Here is a 17,842-nt window from a genome sequence, read left to right on the forward strand (position 1 = left end):
GGCTTACGCCTCAACCTCAATGCTCTCGCCGGGGTTCAGGTGCTTCAGCTCAGTGCCGTACTTCGCGCCGAAGTTCGTCACCAAGCCCTCAATAATGCCGGTGCCGTTGGCGTTAATCATGCCGTTGTGAATCGGAACCACACGCTGAGCGCCGGTCGCAATCACAAAATCAATGACTTCCTGAACCTTCGACCAGGGCGCGTGAATCGGCACCAGAACGGTATTCGCACGCACGCGGTGCGGAACCACCAACGAGTCACCCGGGTGGTACACGGCACCGTTAATCAGGTAACCGACATTAGCGATGGTCTGAATCAGCGGGTGAATCAGGGCGTGCTGACCGCCGTAGGTCTTCACCTCAAAACCGGGGATGCTGAACTCAGAATCAGAGGAAACAACGGTAACCTCGGCAGCGGGCACAGCCTCCTTGATGACCTGGGCGACAGTCTCGGGAGCCCAAATCTTCAACGGGGTCTGCGACTCGGCACGCTCAGCAATCAGCGGTAGCACCGACGGGCCATCAAAATGATCCGGATGCGCGTGGGTCACGAACAGGTAATCGGCGCCTTCCAGCGCGGTGGCATGCTCACCTTCTGCGGCAAAGTTGCCGGGGTCAAGAACGAGGGTGCGCCCCTCATTCTCAAGGCGGATACATGAGTGGGTGTACTTCGTCATTTTCATAGTTTTAGTCTACCGTTAACCCTCATTCGTGCCTGTTGATGACTTCAATTTTTGAGATAAAGCGCAAATCAACCACCTTTTGAACGCCTCTAGTGTAAAGTCGTAAGACAAGATCGACCACACAATGGGGCGGATTTCCGCCCCGAAAGGTTCAGCAATGGACACTCATATTCCCGTACGGAGAATTACGAAGCCCGCCGAAGCCCGAAATACCCGCCAGCGTCGCATCATCAAGGCGACCATGGAAGAGCTCGGCGATTTCATCTCAGCACAGGATCTGCACCTGACCCTCGCGAACCGCAAGGAACAGGTCTCTCTCGCAACCACCTACCGTGTGCTGCAGTCGCTGGCTAATGCCGGTGAGCTCGACTCGGTCAAGGGCGTTGAGGGTGAGACCCTGTACCGCCACTGCCAGGTAAAGGACCATCACCACCACCTGCTCTGCCGCCGATGCGGCACCGCCATTGAGCTGGAAGCACCCGCCCTTGAGGACTGGGCACTGGCTATGGGTAAGCAGCACGGCTTCTCGGAGCTGGAGCACGTGGTTGAAGTGACCGGTTACTGCCCGGACTGCACTTTGGCACGTCGCGAGGAAGAATCGCAGGGCGGCGCTGCACGCTAACGTTGCAGGCTAGGCCGCACCCCTCACCTGCTGAGGGGCTTTCCTTCACCGGAGAGGATCCTTCTCTGGAGGAACAAAGAGAGGGCGCCTTCAAAGATCTTCGGCGCCACTACAGCACGACACACAGGGCATCTGGACAAGGCAACACAACGCCACACAGGTTGAGCCCGCATTGCGCACCGGGTACATGACCCATAGCGCTAACACAGCACGACAACGAAAGAGCCCCACCTCATTCCCGAGGTGGGGCTCTTTCTATAGGTCTTATGCCTTCTCAGCCAGCTGGCGGCCCGACGCGCTATGGCGGCGCTTCACGCCACCAATCACACGGCACACCACGTAAATCAGGAAGGAAATACTGGTCACGTAGGGACTAATCGGCAGCGAACCGGCAAGAGCCAGCAGAATACCGCCCACAATGGACGCCTCCGCGAACAGCACCGACAGGATCAGGGTGCGTACCGGAGAGGCAGTCACCTGCATCGCCGCAGCCGCCGGAGTAATCAACAGCGCCAGCACCAGCAGCGAACCGACCACCTGCACCGACAGCGCCACAGCAATACCCAGAATCACCATGAACACCAGGGACAGGAAGCGCATCGGCACACCTTTAGCGCGAGCGACCTCCGGGTCCAGGGAGGAGAAGCTCAGCGGACGCCACACCATCACCAGTAGGGAGATAATAACCACCGCACCAATAATCATGGTGTGCAGCTGGTCGGCATCCACGGACACGATCTGACCGGTCAGCAGACCGAACTTATTCGCGCTACGGCCCTGGTACAGGGAGAGGAAGAGAATACCCAAGCCCAAGCCGAACGGCATGAGTGCACCGATGACCGAGTTCGAATTGCTCGCCTTAGAGCCCAGAAAGGCAATCAGCAGAGCCGAGGCAATCGAACCGACCATGGAGCCGGTCACCACGTCATAGCCGAGCAACAGGGCAAGGGCTGCACCCGCGAAAGACATTTCAGAGACGCCGTGCACCGCAAAGGCGTGGTCGCGCATCATCACGAAAATGCCGACGAAACCACCGATAAGGCCTAGCACAGCGCCAGCAAAAATGGAGTTCTGCAGCATCTGCAACAGCTCGCCGTAGCGGTCAAACACAAAAATGCGGGAGAGCAAATCGTTCTGCGCGGCGGCAAGCGGTGCCAGAGCGGGGAGGGAAGCAAGAATGGTCATCGAGTGGTTCCTCCCGGAATGTGTAGAGTGCGCTGCGGTTCAGAAAGACCAGACTTCAGGTGGGAGCCGTGAATGTTCTGGTCGGTGCCCTCGATATGGCAGTGGTCGCTGGCGTGAGTCTCACCCACCACCACGTAACGGCCATTGGATTTGAGCACGCTCACCGGGGTTCCGTACAGGGAGGTGAGAGTCTCACTGGTCATGACCTCTTCCACCGAGCCGACCGTGAAACGACCATTCGCCAGGTAAAGCACACGATCCACATGCTCAATGATGGGGTTGATTTCGTGGGTCACGAACACCACCGCCACGCCGCGTTCACGGTTGAACCGGTGAATCAGCTCAGCCACCGCGTACTGGTGGTTGAGGTCCAGGGAGAGTAGCGCCTCGTCAGCCAGCAGAATCTTCGGGTCGTTCGCGAGCGCCTGAGCGATACGCAGACGCTGCTGCTCACCACCAGAGAGCAGACCCACCGGTACATTCGCGTACTCGGTCGCGCCGACGGCTTCAAGGAGTTCGTCAACCTTGGCGCGGTATTTGCGGCCGTGCAGGCGGATGCCCCAGCGGTGCCCGTCCACGCCAAGTCCCACGAGGTCGCGGGCGCGCATCGGGGTGGAGGTGGGGATGGACTTCTGCTGCGGTACGTAGCCGACGCCGGCGTTGCCCAGGCGTGCGGGTTTGCCGAGCACGGAGATTTCGCCGGCGTTGAGTCCGGTCAGGCCGAGAACGACTTTGAGGAAGGTGGACTTGCCGGAGCCGTTGGGTCCGAGCACGGCGAAGTATTCGCCTGCGCCAATGTCGAGGGTTAGATCTTTCCAGAGGGTGCGGGCCCCGAAAGCGAGGCTACCCCCGCGAATGGAAATCGCGGGGGCGGCACCGTTATTGTTGTCAGTCACTTAGGAGAGCGCCTTTTCGAGGTTGCTGACGTTGGTCTTCATCCATGCCAGGTAGTTGGTGTTTTCCGGCAGGGTTTCGGTGAAGGATACGTAGTTCACCGAGGCGTCCTTAGCTGCCTGCAGCACCTCGTTGGTCTGGGAGGTGGAGGTCTGCTCGTTGTAGGCGAGCAACTGGACCTTCTTCTCGGTGACCATGTCCTTGGTTTCCTTCAGGACGAGTGCGGGGACGTCGTTGCCGGCTTCTGCCGCCTCAGCGAATTCGCTGGGGGTTGCGTTCTCTGCGCCGGTGGAGGAAATCAGGTAGTCCGGCACGGGCTCGGTGGACAGGTACTTCTTACCTTCACCGGCGATTGCCTTGGCGGTGGTGTCCAGTGCGTCCAGTTCCTTGGAGAAGGTGGATGCGTTGGTGCGGAACGCCTCAGCGTGTGCGGAGTCGAGGCCTGCGAGCTCTTCAGCGATCTTCTGGGCGACCTTCTTCATGGTTTCGAAGTCGTACCAGAGGTGCTCGTTGAACTCGTGTGCGTGGGCGTGGTCGCCGCCGTCTTCGTGGTGTTCGCCGCCGCGGTGGTCCTCGACCAGGTGGGTGTATTCGGCGTCGGTGAGCTTGCCGCTGACCTTGACCGCGTTCACGATCTTCTGGGAGGCGTTGTCCTTGCCCGCGAGGTCTTCGAGGAACAGGTCGTAGCCTGCGCCGTTGATGACGATCAGGGATGCGTCCTTCGCCTTGAGGCGGTCGGCGCTGGTGGCTTCGTAGGAGTGGGGGTCGGTGCTGGTGGAGGCGATCAGCGCGGTCACCTCAACGTAGTCGCCGCCGACCTGCTTGGCGATGTCTGCGTAGACGTCGGTGGATGCGACGACCTTCACCTTGCCGTTGTTGGAGCCAGCCGAGGAGGACGAACCGGATGAGGTGCTGTTCTCGGTTGCGCAGCCTGCCAGCAGCAGGGAGGACGCGGCGAGTGAGCCCATTGCGGTGAGGAAGTGCTTGCGGGTGATCTTCGGGTGCGACATGAGGGCTCTCTTTCGGTTCGTTCTAGTCTGTAGGTTCCTTAACTACATCATGCGCACACCCGTATAAACAACTCTTTATTGGTGTCATTTGGGTGCTGTTAGGCAACCCTTTTCCTTGTCAGTAGCTTATGCAACAGGGATAGTTAGCTCAGCCTACTGCGCTCCCCCACCGCTACTTTATACTGCCGCTTCATCCCTCCGTCTGAGACTGCCCTTTGGGGGCATCCATAAGACGTTTTTAACCGCAAAACAGCCCGCCCCTCGCCCTCTTTGACGAGGGCACCGGGCGGGCTGTGTGTTCAAGATTTCCCTGTTTTATTCGAGGTATCTCACGATACGGCTACTGGGCTTATTACTGGGCTTCGCGTGACTGCTGTCGGCGTACACGCTCACGCACCGCGTCCTGGGTGGTGTCGTTGATTTCGCCGACGAGCTCCTCCAGCACGTCTTCGAGGAAGACCACGCCGAGGGTTACGCCTTGTTCATCCATAACCTGCGCGATATGGGTTCGACTGCGCTGCATGGAGGCGAGCGCGTCGTCAATATCGGTGGTCGGGGTGAGCGTGTCCAGGGAACGCAGCTTGTACCAGGGGAAGGGCTCCTCGAACCGCTCGGGGGCGATGGCGAGGGCATCCTTCACGTGCAGGTAGCCCATGTAGGTTCCGTCGCTGTCGGTAATGACGAAGCGGGAGTAGCCGCTGCGTGCCACAGCGCGTTCCAGTTCGGCGGGGGTGCTGCCGAAGGGCAGGGTGACGAGCTTATCGCCGGGCACCATGATTTCGTAGACGTCCTTCTCGGTGAATTCGAGGGCGCTTTCAATCACGCCGGCGTCGTCTTCCACGGTGCCTTCCGCGGTTGAGGTTGCCACGATGGTCTGCAGCTCGCCCAGGGTGAAGGTGGAGGCGACTTCGTCCTTCGCTTCGACCTTCATGAGCGCCAGCAGCTTATTGGACAGGTTGTTCAGCAGGGCGACCACGGGGGCGAAAATCTTGGAGATGGTCACCAGGGGCGGCACAATCCAGAGAGCCACGCCGCGGGCGGCGAGGGTCACGGCTGCGTTCTTGGGAACCATCTCGCCGAAAATCACGTGCAAGTAGGTGACCAGAATCAGGGTGATACCGAAGGCGAGCACATCCACGATCGCGTGGGACAGGCCGACCAGGTGCAGGGGCACCTCCAGCATGTGGTGCAGCGCCGGTTCTGAGACGTTCAGAATCAGCAGCGAGCAGATGGTGATGCCCAGCTGGCAGGTGGCGAGCATGAGCGAGACGTTTTCTAGCGCGTAGATGACGGTCTGCGCTCGCTTATTGCCTTCTTCGGCGAGCGGTTCGATTTGTGCTCGTCGGGTGGACATGATGGCGAATTCACCGGCGACGAAGAAGGCGTTTCCGGCGAGCAGGATGACGAGCAGTGCGATGGCTACCCAGTCGTTCATGCGTTGCCTCCCTTCTCGGTCTGTTCCTGTGCACTAGTGGCGGGCGTGGGGGTGAATCGGATGCGGTCCACGCGGCGGCCTTCGAGGGTATCGACGCGCAGGGTACCGCCGGTTACGGGGACGCTGTCGCCTACTTCGGGGATGCGGCCGAGCCGTTCCATCATGAAGCCGCCGACGGTTTCGTATTCGGGGCTTTCCTCAACCTCGAGCCCGGGGATGAGGGTGTTGATTTCGTCGGGGCGGCGCAGGCCGGAGAACACCCAGTCGCCGTTGCCGTAGCGTAGGGGGCGTTCGGTGCGGCCGCGGTCGTGTTCGTCGGAGACTTCGCCGACGATTTCTTCGACGAGGTCTTCGAGGGTTGCGATGCCGGCGGTTCCGCCGTATTCGTCGAGGACCACGGCGAGCTGCAGGGCGCCCTGGCGTAGCTGGGTGAGCAGCGCGTCCAGGTGCAGGGTTTCGGGGACCTGCAGCACGTCTTCTGCGAGGGCGCCGGCTTCGAGGGTTTCGCGAACCTCCGGGGGCACGCCGACTGCCTTCTTCACGTGCACGACGCCCACGATGTTGTCGTGGTCGCCCTTGTAGAGGGGGAATCGGGAGTGGCCGGTGGAGCGTGCCAGCTTGATAACTTCGGCAACGGGGGCGGTGTCTTCGAGCATGGCGACCTGGCCGCGCGGGGTCATGACTTCGGAGGCGGTCAGCTCGGAGAAGCGCAGGGTGCGGTCCACGAAGCGTGCCGCGTCGGAGTCGAGGATGCCTTCTTCTGCGGAGCGGCGCACCATGGAGGAGAGCTCTTCGGGGGTGCGTGCCGCGGAGAGTTCTTCCTTGGCTTCCATGCCGAAGCGTCCGAGAATCCAGTTGGCAGAGCCGTTCATGATGCGCACGAGCGGGGACATGACGCGGGTGAATGCCAGCTGCGCGGGGGCGACTCGACGCGCCACATCGTAGGGTTCGGCGATAGCGAGGCCCTTGGGCAGCAGTTCGCCGACGACCATGGAGAGCAAGGTTGCGATGAGCATCGCCAGCACCAGGGTGAGTACGTCGGTCACGCTGGTGGGCAGACCCAGGCTGCTGATGGCGCCGGTGGTGAGCGCCTTGATGGCAGCGTCGAGGGTGTAACCGGTCAGCAGCGTGGTGATGGTGATGCCAATCTGGCAGCTGGAGAGCTGAGTAGAGAGCGTCTTGAGGCAGCGCAGGACGGCGTCGGCGGCTTTATCGCCGGAGTCCTTTGCCTGCTGCACGGTGGCGGTTTCGAGTGCTACGAGGGAGAACTCTACGGCAACGAAGAAGCCCGTTCCCAGGATGAGCAGCAGGCCGATGAGTAGGAGAATCAGATCCACGCGGTCACCGCCTCCATCGACTGGTGTGCGGCGCCTTGGGCCTGGCGGGGTAGCCCCGCAGTCAGGCTGTCCAGATGCTGAGCATCGGAGGTGGTGTTTTTGGGTGTTACAGTGCCGTGTTGCGCAGAGTATGCGGGCAGTATTCTGCGCTGGCTAGTAGTCAGAGTCTTACTCAAAGGGTCATCCATACCCCATATTTTAGCGAAGGTTTCGTCTCTTCCCGGTGCTGTAGAGTGCCTGCTCACACGTGCAAGACAGTACTTGTTGCGCACGCGGCTCATTGCTAATCCGTAAGAGTGAAAAATTGCATTGCGGATATAGCGCGATGAGCTGGAAAGTTCACCGTGCTTCTCTTTACACTTATACATAGGAGCATGAGTGTGCCGCCATGCAAGCGGATGAACCCCGACGTTCACGGCACGCTAGGCAGGTTTGTACGGTGCGCACCCCGCACATACGGCCACCATCTTAGGCGATGCGCACATGCTCAGCGTGATGATTCGCCCCTCGAAGACGCGGGTCGTCTATGCCGGGGAGAGTCCCGGACGCGACGGATAAATTCACACTAATTGGAAGAGGCGTTTAACGTGCCAAATCTGCCAGAACATCTGGTGCCTGAGGAATTTGCCGGTAACGAATGGTTCGTTGAAGAACAGTACGAGCGTTACCAGAAGGACAAGAACCTCGTGGACCCTTCATGGTGGCCCATTTTTGAGACCATCGACAAGGCGCTGGGAGGCGCCGGTACCGCTAGTGCAGCTCCTGCTGCGGCACCCGCCGCACCGGCTGCACCTGCCGCACCTGTAGCAACTCCCGCCCCCGCGGCACCGAAGCCTGCGGCTGCACCTGCTAACCCCACCCCTCCCGCTGCTACCAAGAAGGCTGAACCTGTGGAACCTGCTGAAGACAAGATTGTCCCCCTCCGCGGCCCTGCTAAGGCAGTCGTCACGACCATGGAAGAGTCGCTGACTGTCCCCACCGCAACCACCGTTCGTGCGGTCCCCGCAAAGCTGCTCATTGAGAACCGTGCTGCCATCAACAAGTACCTGGCAAGCACCCGCGGCGGCAAGGTCTCCTTCACCCACCTGATTGGTTACGCAGTAATTCGCGCAGTGGCAGCGATGCCTTCGATGAACGTGACCTACGGTGTGGATGAGAAGGGCAAGCCCGTTGCAATCCACAACGCACACGTGAACTTTGGTCTGGCTATTGACCTGCCCCGCCCCGATGGTTCCCGTAACCTGGTCGTTCCGAACCTCAAGGGTGCTGAGAAGCTGAGCTTCCGCGAGTTCTGGGATGCGTACAACGACATCGTTAAGCGTGGCCGTAACGGCGCGCTGACCATTGAGGACTTCCGCGGCACCACTGTTTCGCTGACCAACCCCGGTGGTATTGGTACCGTCCACTCGGTGCCCCGTCTCTCCAAGGGCCAGGCAGCCATCATCGGTGTGGGTGCGCTGGAGTACCCGGCTGAGTTCCGCGGCCTGTCCGAGAAGCTCATCACCCAGCAGGGCCTGTCCAAGATCATCACCCTGACCAGCACCTACGACCACCGCGTCATTCAGGGTGCAGGTTCCGGTGAGTTCCTGAAGCTGGTTGAGCACTACCTGCTTGGCGGCGACGACTTCTACGACGCAATCTTCCGCGACCTGAAGGTTCCTTTCGAGCCGGTTCGTTGGGCACGCGACAACCACGTCGATGACGCTCAGGAAATCTCTAAGGTTGCACGTATTCAGCAGCTGATTCACGCGTACCGCGTGCACGGCCACCTGACCGCAGCAACCAACCCCGTTGGTTACAAGATGCGTTCGCACCCGGACCTGAAGCTGGAGAACTACGGCCTGACCCTGTGGGATCTGGACCGCGTCTACCCGACCGGTGGCTTCGGCGGTTCCGAGCGTCTGCCGCTGCGCACCATCCTGGAGCGCCTGCACGAGGCATACTCCGGCTCCCTGTCCGTTGAGTACATGTACTCTGAGGACCCCGAGGTTCGCGCATGGTTCCAGGAGCGTCTGGAGCGCGGCGTTGCTAAGCCCACCCGCGAGGAGCAGCTGCGTGTTCTCTCCAAGCTGGTTGAGGCTGAGGCATTCGAGAACTTCCTGCAGACCAAGTACCTGGGTCAGAAGCGCTTCTCCCTGGAGGGCGGCGAGTCCCTGATTCCGCTGCTGGACGCTGTGCTGGACAAGGCCGCTAACAACGACCTGAAGGGCGTTGCCATTGGTATGGCACACCGCGGTCGTCTGAACGTGCTGACCAACATTGCTGGTAAGTCCTACGCTCAGATTTTCCGTGAGTTCTCCGGCACCGCAGCACCTTACGAGGGTGGCTCCGGTGACGTGAAGTACCACCTCGGTACCGAGGGCGTCTTCACCTCCGATTCCGGTAAGCAGACCCAGGTTTACGTGGCTGCTAACCCCTCGCACCTTGAGGCTGCAAACACCGTGCTCGAGGGTATCGTCCGCGCTAAGCAGGACGTCTACAACGAGCAGGGCGTTGAGGGTCACCCGGTCCTGCCGATCCTGATTCACGGTGACGCAGCGTTCGCTGGCCAGGGCATCGTCATGGAGACCCTGCAGATGGCTGACCTGAAGGCGTACACCACCGGCGGCACCGTGCACGTTGTGGTGAACAACCAGATTGGCTTCACCACCCTGCCGAACGACGGCCGCACCGCAACCCACGCTACCGACATTGCGCGTATGACTAAGGCTCCGGTCTTCCACGTCAACGCTGATGACCCGGACGCAGTGGTTCGCGCCGCACGCCTGGCATTCGAGTACCGTGAGCGCTTCGGTCGCGACGTCGTCATTGACCTGATTTGCTACCGCCGCCGCGGTCACAACGAGGCTGACGATCCGTCGATGACCCAGCCGAAGATGTACCAGGATATTGACGTCCTGCCCTCGACCCGCACCCTGTACGCACAGGACCTGGTCGGTCGCGGCGATGTCTCTCAGGAAGAGGCAGACGAAGTTCTGGACTCCTACCACTCGAAGCTGGACGCTATCTTCGTCGAGACTCAGTCTTCGGCACCGGCTCCTGCTGGCGCGCACGTTTCCGGTCTGGAACTGCCCGCATCCCAGCAGAACACCGAGGTCGTTCACGGCGGTAAGACTGCAATTTCCCGTGAGACTCTGCAGCACATCGCTGATGCGTTCGGTAAGGAGCCCGAGGGCTTCACCGTCCACAAGAAGCTGAAGAAGCTCATGGAGCAGCGCGTTGAGATGGGCCGCACCGGCAACGTGAACTGGGGTATGGGTGAACTGCTCGCCTTCGGTTCGCTGCTGATGGAGGGCACCGACGTTCGTATGAGCGGTCAGGATGTTCAGCGCGGTACCTTCGTTCAGCGTCACGCTGTTCTGCACGACCACATCACTGATGAAGAGTGGTCGCCGCTGGAGCACCTCTCTGAGGACCAGGGCAAGTTCCGTATCTACAACTCCTTCCTCTCTGAGTACGGCGTTCTCGGCTTCGAGTACGGCTACTCGGTGGAGCGCCCCGACTCGCTCGTGGTGTGGGAGGCTCAGTTCGGTGACTTCGCGAACGGCGCTCAGACCATCATTGATGAGTTCGTGTCTTCCTCCGAGCAGAAGTGGGGCCAGCGCTCCTCGCTGGTTATGCTGCTTCCTCACGGCTACGAGGGTCAGGGTCCTGACCACTCCTCGGCTCGTGTTGAGCGTTACCTGCAGCTGTGCGCTGAGAACAACATGACTGTTGCCTGCCCCTCGACTCCGGCTTCGCACTTCCACCTGCTGCGTCGCCACTCTCAGCACCGTCCGTACAAGCCGCTCGTGGTGATCAGCCCCAAGCAGCTGCTGCGTCTGAAGGCTGCTGCGTCCTCCATCGAGGACTTCACCGAGGGTTCGTTCCAGCCGGTGATTGGTGACCGTTCGGGTATTAACCCGGCTCAGGTTGAGCGTGTGGTCTTCGTATCCGGTCGTCTCTACTACGATCTGGAAGCTGAGCGCGAGCGCCGCGGCGACACCAAGACCGCTATTGTCTCGGTGGAGCAGCTGTACCCGCTGCCCGAGCAGGAAATCAAGGAGCAGCTGGCTCTGTACTCGAACGCTACCGACGTTGTGTGGGCTCAGGACGAGCCTGCTAACCAGGGTCAGTGGCCGTTCATGGCTGTGAACCTGCTGCCGTTGCTGGACCGCCGCGTGCGTCTTGCTTCCCGCTCCGCAGCTGCTTCCCCGGCTGCCGGTACCGGTAAGCTGCACGCAGCTGAGGCTGAGGCTCTGCTCAAGCAGGTCTTCGAAGGCTAAGGTCTTCTACAGCTGATCGGCTCATGATTTAGCTCTTCAAAACCCGTCTTCCCGTCAGATGTTTCTGGCGGGCAGACGGGTTTTTTAGTCTCGGATGCTTACCGGATAGGGTATTAAGTTCGAAAAGAGGCCGGTAAGCGCTTATCCTAGATATAAAGACTATTACTCACGTGCCTTGCCGCCTCTCACGGCGGGCGCATACTGCAGAAGAAAGAATTCCGTGGAGCAACGCAATATTCGAATTGTGGCAGTCGGCGATGACCTGCTCGCCGGTGTTGGCGATCCCCGTACCCTCGGCTGGTTTGGCCGTGTTATGGCGCGCACCCCGCAGACCACCGCATCCATTGCGGCATATAACCTTGCCGCCCCCAATGAAGGTAGCGAGCAGCTGAATGCACGCTGGTTCGAGGAGGCGCGCCGCCGCTTCGTTCCCGGTGCTGATAACCGCCTCATTATTGCTCCGTCGACCTTTGACATTGATTTGGGTCTGACCAGCGCTCGTTCGCGTTTGAACCTGGCGAACATTGTGGACATGGCGTCGCAGAACAACATTAAGGTTCTGGTTGTTGGTCCGCCGCCGACCCTGGACGCTGAGCGTAACCGCCGTATCGCTGACCTGTCGGCGGCATACGCGGATGTGGTGACCCGCCGTAACCACGTGTACGTGGATACGTTCAACCCGCTGCTCCACCACGAGCAGTGGCGCAACGACCTTGCCGCGAATGACGGCCGCCCGGGTCAGTCCGGTTACGGTCTGATGGCATGGCTGGTTCTGCACCGCGGCTGGTACAACTGGCTGAACATTCCTGAGCACGGCTAAGAGCCCGCTCCCCTAGTTGGACCTGGTCGAAAGGGCGAAGAGACACGAAGAAAGTTCGTGTTTTTTAGCTCATATCCCGGTTCCAAGATGCAATCATGCCGTTTCTATGAAAAAATAGACGGCGTTGCCCTTATAGCGTGGAGCACCGGTTTTCGGTGACCGCCTCTGCTAGGGCAGGTAATAGGGGGCACGCACCGCGAAGGTGGGGCGTGCATCCATGAACACTATAAGGAGGCTCTGATGAGCAAGCGCGGTCGTAAGCGCAAGGACCGTCGTAAGGGCGGCGCAAACCACGGTAAGCGCCCCAACGCATAAGGTATCTTGCATACACTTTAAAACCCCGGCGTTTCGGATATTATTCGGACCCGGGGTTTTGCTTTACCCGCAGATGTTTGTGCGCGTTCTGCGGAATAAAGAGAAGAATTCTACGTTATGGATGTGAACGCCTGGCGCGTTCCTGTAGAGGAGAAACATGGCTGAAACCAACACCGCGGCGGATACCCGCGAGCTACGCGAACGCTTTACCGCGGACGCTATGCAGTATGTGGATCAGCTCTACGCTGCTGCCCTGCGGATGAGCCGCAACTCTGCCGATGCTGAAGACTTGGTGCAGGAAACCTACATGAAGGCTTTTGCTTCGTACCACCAGTTCACCGAGGGTACGAACCTGAAGGCGTGGCTGTACCGCATCCTGACGAATACGTACATCAATTTGTACCGTAAGCGTCAGCGTGAGCCGCAGCAGTCTCAGGGTGAGACGGTGGAGGATTGGCAGCTGGCTCAGGCCGGTGAGCATGATGCGGTGGGTCTGCGTTCTGCTGAGGTGGAGGCGCTGAGCGCCTTGCCGAATACGGAGGTTCGTGAGGCTCTGAACGAGCTGTCTGAGGATTTCCGCATGGTGGTGTACTACTCCGATGTGGAGGGTTTCGCGTACAAGGACATTGCGGAGATTCTGGATATCCCTCTGGGCACGGTGATGTCTCGTCTGCATCGTGGCCGCCGTATTCTGCGTGAGAAGCTGCTCGATTATGCGCGTGAGAACGGTCTGCGCCCGTCGACCATCGCAAAGGCAGAAGCGAAGGCTGAGGCGAAAGCCGTAGCAAAGGCGAACGCGAAGGGGCAGCCGGCAAAGGCTACCAAGGGCACTAAGGCGGCCAAGGTTGTAAAGTCCCCTCCGGCGGACTCTCGTTCCGAGGCGCCTGCGGATTCTTAGCTTCGCTCTTCTACACGTGAGCTAGCCCCCCCATGCGGTTGAGGCTAGACTCCCCTAACACTTTATACCTTCCGTGTGAAAGGAACCCCGATGTCAACCACAGACAAGAATTCTTCTGTCCCCGAAGCCTCCGCGGCTTCTGAGCCGCTGGAGGATTGCGACGGCCAGCCCTGCTCGGCGACCCTCAAGCGCCTCTACGAATTCCTCGATAGGGAGCTGAGCCCCGAGCAGCTGCGCACGGTTCAGGCGCATCTGGATGCCTGCCCCGAATGCGCGGATGTGAAGGACTTTGAGCTGATGATTCGTGAGAAGATGCGTTCTTCGTGCGCTCAGCAGGCGCCCGAGCAGCTGAAGGCGCGTCTGCTGCAGGATGTGCAGAAGTTCTGCGCCGAGGCTAACCTCTAAGCTGCCTCAAGCTGTTGCCCCGCTGGGGGTATAGACATCTGATGATGAGTGAAGGCGGTGCACCAATAACAGTGCACCGCCTTTACGCGTGTTGTTTTAGTTCGCGCCGTCTGGTTCGTGTTGCCTAGTTCGCGCCGCCTATCTCAGCGCTGGAGCCCTCAGCGGCTCGCAAACCCTCAACCGGTAGAATAGGGGTAGACATCAACCGGCGCAGCGTCTCTGAGTCTGCGCCCTCCCCATGATTTGAACCAGAAGAGGATGTATGAGCGACGCAGCAGTGCAGCTTTCCCCCGGTGATTGGCCCGCTCCCCTGGCACCCGCCTCCAGCGAAGCCGCTGGCAAGAACGCGCTGGTGCATATTCCGGGTTCTAAGTCGCTCACGAACCGTTATCTGTTGCTTGCTGCTCTGGCTGATTCCCCCTCGTATTTGCGTGCGCCGCTGCATTCGCGCGATTCGGCGCTGATGATTGAGGCGCTGCGTCAGCTGGGTGCGGGTATTGAGCTGGTGCCGACCGATTCGCCGTTCGGTCCGGATGTTAAGGTCACTCCCCTGAGCTTTGTGGAAGCGCATTCCGCACAGGCGCAGTCCGATTCCGCTCAGTCGCGCACCGTGTCGATTGAGTGCGGTCTTGCCGGTACCGTGATGCGTTTTGTGCCCGCCCTGGCGGCGCTGCTGCCGGGTGAGTTCGCTTTTGACGGTGACCCGCACGCCCGTCAACGTCCGATGGGTCCGGTTCTGGAGGGTCTGCGTCAGCTGGGTGTGCAGGTGGATTGTGAGCAGGGCGAGAACGCTCTGCCCTTCGTGCTGCGCTCCCCCGGCCTGGCGAGCGCAGAGGGTGTTTCTGAGGCGCCCGTGGTTCGTATTGATGCTTCGACGTCGTCCCAGTTCGTTTCGGCTCTGTTGCTGATGGCGCCTCGCCTACCGCAGGGTATGGTGCTGGTGCACGAGGGTTCTTCGGTGCCGTCCATCCCGCACATTCAGATGACCGTGGAGGCACTGCGCCAGATGGGCATCGAGGTGCAGGAGCACTACCCGAACCAAGCCAATGAAGCAGAGGGTGGCGAGTACCGTTGGACGGTTCATCCCGGTTCTTTCCCCGGATTTGAGATGACCATTGAGCCTGATCTGTCGAATGCCGGTCCGTTCCTTGCCGCCGCCGTGGTTACCGGCGAGTCGGTGACTATTCCTCATTGGCCTGCACCCGCGGCTGACTCTTCGGCGGGTACGACCCAGGTGGGCGATATGTGGCGTGAGCTTCTGCCCGCGCTGGGTGCGCAGGTTCGCTACGCTGAGGGCCGTCTGACCGTGACCGGTCCGGCGCAGCTTCCCGAGGGTGACTTCTCCTTTGATCTGTCTGCCGGTGGCGAGTTGGCGCCGACTATGGCGGCTGCTTGTGCTTTCGTGAAGGGCCGCGTTGAGCTGACCGGCATTGCGCATCTGCGCGGTCATGAGACGGACCGCCTCGCAGCGCTCGCCGCTGAGATTAACCGCCTGGGAGGTGCCGCCCACGACACCGCCGATTCGCTGGTGATTGAGGCGCCCATCCCCGCTGCCGCGGAGGTTGCGCAGGTTCTGGCGCGCACCTACGACGATCACCGTATGGCGACCTTCGCGGCGATTATTGGTCTGCGCCGCCCCAATGTGGTGGTGCAGAACGTAGCCACCGTAGCTAAGACCATGCCCGAATTTACCGCAATGTGGGAGGACATGCTGGCGCAATGGCAGACCGGCGCCTCCACCGCTGATGCTACCGCTGACCAGGAGGTCTTCTAAATGGGTTCTTCCCGCATGAACGTGCGCGATTTCTCCGAATGGGATGAGTCGGATGTGCGCGTGCGCCCCAACAAGAAGGGCTCCCGCCCCCGCACGAAGGACCGCCCGACCTTCAAAGAAGCGATTCGTGGCAGGGTCATTACTGTGGACCGCGGCCGCTGGTCGGTCGTCGTTGATGAGGGTACCGAGAAGGAGCGTACCCTCATTGCGGCGCGCGCTAAGGAGCTGCGCCGCACCGCGATTGTAACCGGCGACTTTGTGGACCTGGTGGGTGACACCTCCGGCGCGAAGGATACCCTGGCACGCATTGTGCGTCTGGGCGAGCGCACCTCAATTCTGCGCCGTAGCGCCGACGATACCGACCCGTCGGAGCGCGTGGTCGTGGCGAATGCTCAGCAGCTGGTGATTGTGGTTGCTGCGGCGAACCCGGAGCCGCGTACCGGCTTCATTGACCGTGCCGTGGTGGCGGCGTTTGACGCCGGGATTGAGCCGATCCTGTGCATTACGAAGACCGATGTGCGGTACCCGCAGAACCTGCTGGATTACTATGCGGCAAGCGGTTTGAAGATTGTGCTGTCTTCGTCTTCGGATGGTTTGGCGCCGAGTCAGGAGGGCGCTGCCGGTTTGGAATCGGCACCGGTTCAGGAGCTTCTGCAGGAGCTACTGGGTCAGGTGTCGGTGCTTCTGGGCCATTCGGGTGTGGGTAAGTCAACCCTGGTGAATGCGCTGACCGGCTCCGAGCGTGCGACCGGTCATGTGAACGCGGTGACGGGTCGTGGCCGCCACACTTCCTCGTCGGCGTTGGCGTTGCGTCCGGTGAATGCGAATGGGGAGCCGATGGAGCCGGGCACCTGGATTATTGATACTCCGGGTATTCGTTCGTTCGGTCTGGCGCATGTGCCCCCGGAGACCGTGGTGGAGGCGTTCGTGGACCTGGCGCCCGGTGCGGCGGATTGCCCGAAGGCGTGTACTCACGCGGCGCAGGCTCCGGAGTGCGGTCTGGAGGCGTACGTTGCCGCCGGTCACGCCGGTGAGAGCGGTCCCGCCCGTCTGGAGTCGTTGCGTAAGCTGCTGCTGTTGACTCCTGAAGAGGGCGATTCGGAGAAGGAACTGGGCGCTCTCGTCTAGCTTCTCTCCCCCTCACACACATTTTTGCTGACTACATCACCGATACTGAAGAAGAGCATTACTATGAGCCGTCCCCAGCAGTACACCGACGATTTGCGTCTTGCGCATATTCTTGCCGATAGCGTCGATCGTGTGAGCGCCATGCGTTTTCGTGACCGCCCGGTCTTCTCCCCCGCCTCCGAGGTGGTAGAGCCCACTGAGGCGGCACCCGCCGCGGCACCGTTGGCACCCTGGCAGCAGGCTACTCAGCAACCCGCTGAGCCGCAGGTACAGGAGCAGGAGCCTGCCGATTACGCTTCGGGTGTGGCGCAAGAGGTTGAGGAGCTTCTGCGCGCGCAGCTGTCGCGTGTGCGTACTCGTGACGGTATTGCCGGTGAGCATGCCGGCTATAACGGTCAGGCGTCGCGCCAGTGGGTCATTGCGCCGATTGCTGAGCTGGATAATTTTCGCCGCGGCGTGCCGGTGTGGGCGACTCTGATTGCTCTGCTGGATCAGGGTGAGCCGGTGGTGGGTGTGGTATCTGCACCCGCACTGGGTCGCCGCTGGTGGGCTGCTCGCGGTTCGGGCGCGTACACGGGTAAGTCCTTGGCGCAGGCTACTCGTCTTGAGGTGTCCTCGCTGACTCAGCTGGATCAGCTGTCTGCTGCGTACACCGACCTCGCCTCCTGGAAGGCGGCCTCTGAAGGCGCTGTGGACCGCTCTGCCGAGCTTGTACAGCTTCTGTGCTCAGTAGGTCGTTCCCGCGCGTACGGTTCGTTCTGGGCGGCGTGTATGCTCGCTGAGGGTGCCGTGGACACCGTCATGGACGCATCCCTGTCTTTCTACGAGGTGGCGGCGCTACTGCCGCTGATTCGTGAGGCTGGCGGCGTCGCCTCCACCCTGGAGGGCGATTTGCCCGAGCACGCGGGCGTTTCGGCCGCCGGTGTGCACCCGGTGTCCCTGGTGGCAAGTAATACGGCGGCGGTCCAGCAGCAGGTGCTGGAGGCGCTCGCACCCCAACCCTAGCCTGCTCCCTCGGTGACGGTGACAATATAGCGAGGCGGCGGCTTTCCGGTCAGTGGAAAGCCGCCGCC

16 protein-coding genes are annotated in these 17,842 nt (G+C 60.9%); 9 read left to right on the forward strand and 7 right to left on the reverse strand.

Annotation, left to right across the window (positions count from 1 at the left end):
• Window positions 1-3 precede the first annotated feature (3 nt).
• Complete coding sequence (locus tag HMPREF2942_RS04440; protein ID WP_070688490.1) at window positions 4-681, reverse strand: MBL fold metallo-hydrolase; 678 nt, start codon at window positions 679-681, stop codon at window positions 4-6.
• 157 nt (window positions 682-838) lie between these two features.
• Here HMPREF2942_RS04440 and HMPREF2942_RS04445 point away from each other — a divergent pair, with 157 nt between their 5' ends.
• Complete coding sequence (locus tag HMPREF2942_RS04445) at window positions 839-1,303, forward strand: Fur family transcriptional regulator (protein ID WP_049342169.1); 465 nt, start codon at window positions 839-841, stop codon at window positions 1,301-1,303.
• A 264-nt stretch (window positions 1,304-1,567) separates the two neighbouring features.
• Here the strand turns inward: HMPREF2942_RS04445 and HMPREF2942_RS04450 are convergent, their stop codons facing one another.
• The 6 genes from HMPREF2942_RS04450 to HMPREF2942_RS04475 form a co-directional block, all read right to left on the reverse strand.
• Window positions 1,568-2,488 (reverse strand): metal ABC transporter permease, encoded by a 921-nt coding sequence (locus HMPREF2942_RS04450; RefSeq protein ID WP_070688491.1) that lies wholly within the window; start codon window positions 2,486-2,488, stop codon window positions 1,568-1,570.
• The gene (locus HMPREF2942_RS04455) at window positions 2,485-3,384 is read right to left on the reverse strand and encodes a metal ABC transporter ATP-binding protein (RefSeq protein ID WP_049327709.1); all 900 of its coding nucleotides are present in this window, start codon (window positions 3,382-3,384) and stop codon (window positions 2,485-2,487) included. Before HMPREF2942_RS04455 ends, HMPREF2942_RS04450 begins: the two co-directional genes overlap by 4 nt.
• Window positions 3,385-4,392: a metal ABC transporter solute-binding protein, Zn/Mn family gene (locus tag HMPREF2942_RS04460; RefSeq protein ID WP_070688492.1), complete on the reverse strand. Its 1,008-nt coding sequence runs from the start codon at window positions 4,390-4,392 to the stop codon at window positions 3,385-3,387.
• Between the two features lie 352 nt (window positions 4,393-4,744).
• Window positions 4,745-5,827 (reverse strand): hemolysin family protein, encoded by a 1,083-nt coding sequence (locus HMPREF2942_RS04465; RefSeq protein WP_070688493.1) that lies wholly within the window; start codon window positions 5,825-5,827, stop codon window positions 4,745-4,747.
• Window positions 5,824-7,164: a hemolysin family protein gene (locus HMPREF2942_RS04470; RefSeq protein ID WP_070688494.1), complete on the reverse strand. Its 1,341-nt coding sequence runs from the start codon at window positions 7,162-7,164 to the stop codon at window positions 5,824-5,826. The genes HMPREF2942_RS04465 and HMPREF2942_RS04470 overlap by 4 nt, the downstream gene beginning before the upstream one ends.
• The gene (locus HMPREF2942_RS04475) at window positions 7,155-7,340 is read right to left on the reverse strand and encodes a hypothetical protein (RefSeq protein ID WP_141755593.1); all 186 of its coding nucleotides are present in this window, start codon (window positions 7,338-7,340) and stop codon (window positions 7,155-7,157) included. The genes HMPREF2942_RS04470 and HMPREF2942_RS04475 overlap by 10 nt, the downstream gene beginning before the upstream one ends.
• 411 nt (window positions 7,341-7,751) lie before the next feature.
• Between HMPREF2942_RS04475 and HMPREF2942_RS04480 the strand changes: the two genes are divergently transcribed.
• The 8 genes from HMPREF2942_RS04480 (at window position 7,752) to HMPREF2942_RS04510 (ending at window position 17,774) form a co-directional block, all read left to right on the forward strand.
• Window positions 7,752-11,429, forward strand: a complete 3,678-nt coding sequence (locus HMPREF2942_RS04480) for a multifunctional oxoglutarate decarboxylase/oxoglutarate dehydrogenase thiamine pyrophosphate-binding subunit/dihydrolipoyllysine-residue succinyltransferase subunit (protein ID WP_070688496.1) — start codon at window positions 7,752-7,754, stop codon at window positions 11,427-11,429.
• A 220-nt stretch (window positions 11,430-11,649) separates the two neighbouring features.
• Window positions 11,650-12,249 carry a GDSL-type esterase/lipase family protein gene (locus HMPREF2942_RS04485; RefSeq protein ID WP_005505446.1) on the forward strand — a complete coding sequence of 200 codons (600 nt, stop codon included), beginning with the start codon at window positions 11,650-11,652 and terminating at the stop codon, window positions 12,247-12,249.
• Window positions 12,250-12,489: 240 nt separating this feature from the next.
• Window positions 12,490-12,564, forward strand: a complete 75-nt coding sequence (locus HMPREF2942_RS09620) for a 50S ribosomal protein bL37 (protein ID WP_095343185.1) — start codon at window positions 12,490-12,492, stop codon at window positions 12,562-12,564.
• 157 nt (window positions 12,565-12,721) lie between these two features.
• Entirely contained in the window at window positions 12,722-13,462 is a 741-nt protein-coding gene (locus tag HMPREF2942_RS04490) for a sigma-70 family RNA polymerase sigma factor (protein ID WP_070688497.1), read from the forward strand.
• Window positions 13,463-13,552: 90 nt separating this feature from the next.
• The gene (gene rsrA, locus HMPREF2942_RS04495; protein ID WP_049327704.1) at window positions 13,553-13,867 is read left to right on the forward strand and encodes a mycothiol system anti-sigma-R factor; all 315 of its coding nucleotides are present in this window, start codon (window positions 13,553-13,555) and stop codon (window positions 13,865-13,867) included.
• 262 nt (window positions 13,868-14,129) lie between these two features.
• Window positions 14,130-15,641 (forward strand): 3-phosphoshikimate 1-carboxyvinyltransferase, encoded by a 1,512-nt coding sequence (gene aroA, locus HMPREF2942_RS04500; protein ID WP_070688498.1) that lies wholly within the window; start codon window positions 14,130-14,132, stop codon window positions 15,639-15,641.
• On the forward strand, window positions 15,642-16,769 hold the full coding sequence (gene rsgA, locus HMPREF2942_RS04505; RefSeq protein ID WP_070688499.1) for a ribosome small subunit-dependent GTPase A: 1,128 nt from the start codon (window positions 15,642-15,644) through the stop codon (window positions 16,767-16,769).
• Window positions 16,770-16,832: 63 nt separating this feature from the next.
• Window positions 16,833-17,774 carry an inositol monophosphatase family protein gene (locus HMPREF2942_RS04510; protein ID WP_070688500.1) on the forward strand — a complete coding sequence of 314 codons (942 nt, stop codon included), beginning with the start codon at window positions 16,833-16,835 and terminating at the stop codon, window positions 17,772-17,774.
• Window positions 17,775-17,842: the final 68 nt, after the last annotated feature.

Origin of the sequence: Rothia sp. HMSC071C12 (assembly GCF_001813895.1) — a bacterium.
GTDB classification, from domain to species: Bacteria; Actinomycetota; Actinomycetes; order Actinomycetales; family Micrococcaceae; genus Rothia; species Rothia mucilaginosa.